Here is a 2,958-nt window from a genome sequence, read left to right as displayed (position 1 = left end):
CTTCCAGCCGTCCGATGTGCTGGACAAGCCGTATGCGATGGTGGGGCTGAACGTAGTGGCCGCCGATTCGGAACGCGAAGCGCGCCATCTTCTGACCACGCACCAGCAGATGCACGTGAACCTGATCCGCGGCGTGCCCGGACAGATGCCGCCGCCGGTGGAGAGCATGGATGGGCTGTGGTCGCCGATGGAGCAGGCGTCGGTGGAGGAAACCCTGCGTGCTTCCATCGTCGGCGATCCGGACACGGTCAAGCGGCAGCTGCAGGCGTTCGTCGAAACGACGCAGGCCGACGAGCTGATCATCAACGCCATGATCCACGATCACGCGGCACGGCTGCGCTCCTACGAGATCGCCGCGCAGGCGCGGCTAGGCTGAACGGAGATTCCGGATGTACATGGTGTACTGGACGGAAGCGGACGACGGCCCCAGGAGCCGCGAGTTCGCGTCGAAGGACATGAGTGCGGCCATGCAGTTCATGGAGGCATTGCGCAAGCGCCAGCGTGAAGGCGACGGCGTGTGCTTCATCACCATGTGCTCGGAAAACCCGGATTCCGTCGGCCACCCGGGAGTGGCCGATCCATCGCCGGATTACAACTGGAAGAAACGGCGGCGCTAGGGGATGCTCCGGTGGGTTTCGCTTCGCTCTACCCACCCTACCGTCCTATATAAAGAATCGTAGGGTGGGTAGAGCGCCAGCGAAACCCACCATGCGCTCCTTTTACGTGTTCCAGGTCATAACACCCCCTCGACTTTCTGTGACACACTTCTGGGCTGCGCGCGCCTATCGTCATCAGGATTTCTCACCGTGGAAGCACACCAGTCCCTACCCTACCTGCGGGAAACCATTCTGTTCCTGGCCCTGACGGGCATCCTCATCCCCCTGCTGCAGCGCTGGCGCATCAACCAGATCCTCGGCTTCCTCGCCGCGGGAACGCTGATCGGTCCGTTCGGGCTGGGCCTGTTCGCCGACGTCCATCCCTGGCTCGCATGGTTCACCTTTCCGCACCTGGAGGGCGTGGAAGTGCTGGCCGAGCTCGGTGTGCTGTTCCTGATGTTCATGATCGGCCTGGAACTGTCCGCCGAACGGCTCTGGGCGCTGCGCAACTGGGTGTTCGGCGCGGGCGCGGCGCAGGTCTACATCAGCGCGGCGATCATCGGGGTCATTGCTTATGCCTTCGGCAACAGCCTGGAGGTGGCGGCCATCCTCGGTTCCGTACTGTCCTTGTCGTCGACCGCGGTGGTGATGCAGCTGATGACGGAACGCCGCACCCTGGGCACGCGGCTCGGGCAGGCAGGCTTTTCCATTCTGATGCTGCAGGACCTGGCGGTGGTGCCGCTCTTGATCCTGATGGGCGTGCTGGCCAGCGGCACCAGCGAGGGCATGGTCAGCCTGGTCGGCCTGACCCTGCTCAAGTCGGTCGGCGCGATCGCGATGATCTACCTGCTCGGCCGCCGCGTGATCCGACCGCTGTTCCATTCCTTCACGCAGCAGCGCCAGCCCGACGTCTTCATGGCGCTCACGCTACTGTCGACGCTGGGGATCGCCGCGCTGACCGAAATGGCCGGACTCTCGCTGGCGCTTGGCGCCTTCCTCGCCGGCCTGTTGCTGGCCGAGACCGAGTTCAAGCATGAGGTGGAAGTCACCATCGAGCCCTTCAAGGGTTTGCTCATGGGCCTGTTCTTCATGTCCGTGGGCATGGCGATCGACGTGCGCGAGGTGATGAAGTCGCCCGTGTGGCTGCCGCTGTCGGTGATCGGCCTGTTCATGATCAAGACCCTGGTGACGGGCGTGATCCTGCGCATCGGCGGCTTCAGCTGGGGCCGCGCGATCGAGGGCGGGGCACTGCTCGGCCAGGGCGGGGAGTTCACGTTCATCGTGGTCGGCTACGCGCTCACGGCGGGCCTGATGCCGAAAGAGATCGGGCAGTTCATCATGCTGGTGGTCAGCCTCAGCCTGTTCGCCACGCCGCTGGTGGCGAAGGCGGGCCATGCCTTCGGCGACTGGTGGGACAAGGAGCATGCCGACCAGCCGGGCGACCTCGACAAGGCGGTGGTGGAACAGCAATCCGGCCATGTGATCATCGCCGGCTTTGGCCGCGTCGGGCAGCTGGTGGCGCAGATGGTGTCGAAACAGAATGTGCCCTATGTCGCCTTTGAAACCAACCCGCGCGTCGTCGGCAAGCTGCACACGGCCGGCCTGCCAGTGTATTTCGGCGACGCGGCGCGGGTCGAACTGTTGCGCAAGGTGCACGCAGACAGGGCGGCGGCGATCGTGCTGACGATGGACCATCCGGCGTCGGCGCTGCATGCGGTGAAGGCGATCCGGCGCGAATACCCGAACGTCCCCTTGTTTGCTCGCTCGCGCGACGAAAAGCACGCCCAGGCGCTCAAGCAGGCCGGCGCTTCCACCGTGATCCCGGAAACGCTGGAGGCCGGCCTGCAGCTTTCCGCCTTCGTGCTACAGTCACTCGGTATTTCGGAAGGCGCGGCGGCGCACACGATCCAGATCGAACGCGACCGCCGCATCGCAGAATTGCACGGTTAAAACCAACAAGGAGCCCATCCATGAAGATCGTCAACGATGTCACGCAACTGATCGGCAATACGCCGCTGGTCCGCATCCGCAACCTGGCCGCGGGTGCCGGCGCGGAGGTGGTGGCCAAGCTCGAGTTCTATAACCCGGCGCACAGCGTGAAGGACCGGATCGGCGTGGCCATGATCGATGCCGCGGAACAGGCCGGCCTGATCAAGCCGGATACCATCGTCGTCGAGCCGACCAGCGGCAACACCGGCATCGCCCTGGCCATGGTGTGCGCGGCGCGCGGCTACAAGTGCGTGCTCACCATGCCGGAAACCATGAGCAAGGAACGCCGCATGCTGCTGCGCGCCTACGGCGCCGAACTGATCCTGACGCCCGGCCCCGAAGGCATGGGCGGTGCGATCAAGAAGGCGGAAGA

General features: G+C 64.7%; 3 protein-coding genes and 1 pseudogene. All 4 read left to right on the top strand.

The annotated features are described in order from the left end of the window. Positions 1-376, top strand: a pseudogene (locus tag VFF99_RS07165) (LLM class flavin-dependent oxidoreductase); the annotation flags it as partial. A gap of 13 nt (positions 377-389) precedes the next feature. Further along, positions 390-617, top strand: coding sequence for a hypothetical protein (locus VFF99_RS07160; RefSeq protein ID WP_325016362.1), 228 nt, complete (start codon positions 390-392; stop codon positions 615-617). Positions 618-806: 189 nt separating this feature from the next. Next, complete coding sequence (locus VFF99_RS07155; protein WP_325016360.1) at positions 807-2,546, top strand: cation:proton antiporter; 1,740 nt, start codon at positions 807-809, stop codon at positions 2,544-2,546. A 20-nt stretch (positions 2,547-2,566) separates the two neighbouring features. Then, positions 2,567-2,958, top strand: a 392-nt coding sequence (locus VFF99_RS07150; RefSeq protein WP_325016358.1) for a PLP-dependent cysteine synthase family protein, incomplete at its 3' end; no start/stop codon positions are given.

Origin of the sequence: Noviherbaspirillum sp., assembly GCF_035654295.1 — a bacterium.
Classification (GTDB): domain Bacteria; phylum Pseudomonadota; class Gammaproteobacteria; order Burkholderiales; family Burkholderiaceae_D; genus Noviherbaspirillum.
Note: the sequence above shows the minus strand (reverse complement) of the source record. Positions and strands in the feature narration are given on the sequence as shown.

What these genes read in the sequence shown, in the direction of transcription:
- VFF99_RS07160 (WP_325016362.1), top strand. Translation starts at nt 390, where the DNA reads ATGTACATGGTGTACTGGACGGAAGCGGACGACGGCCCCAGGAGCCGC.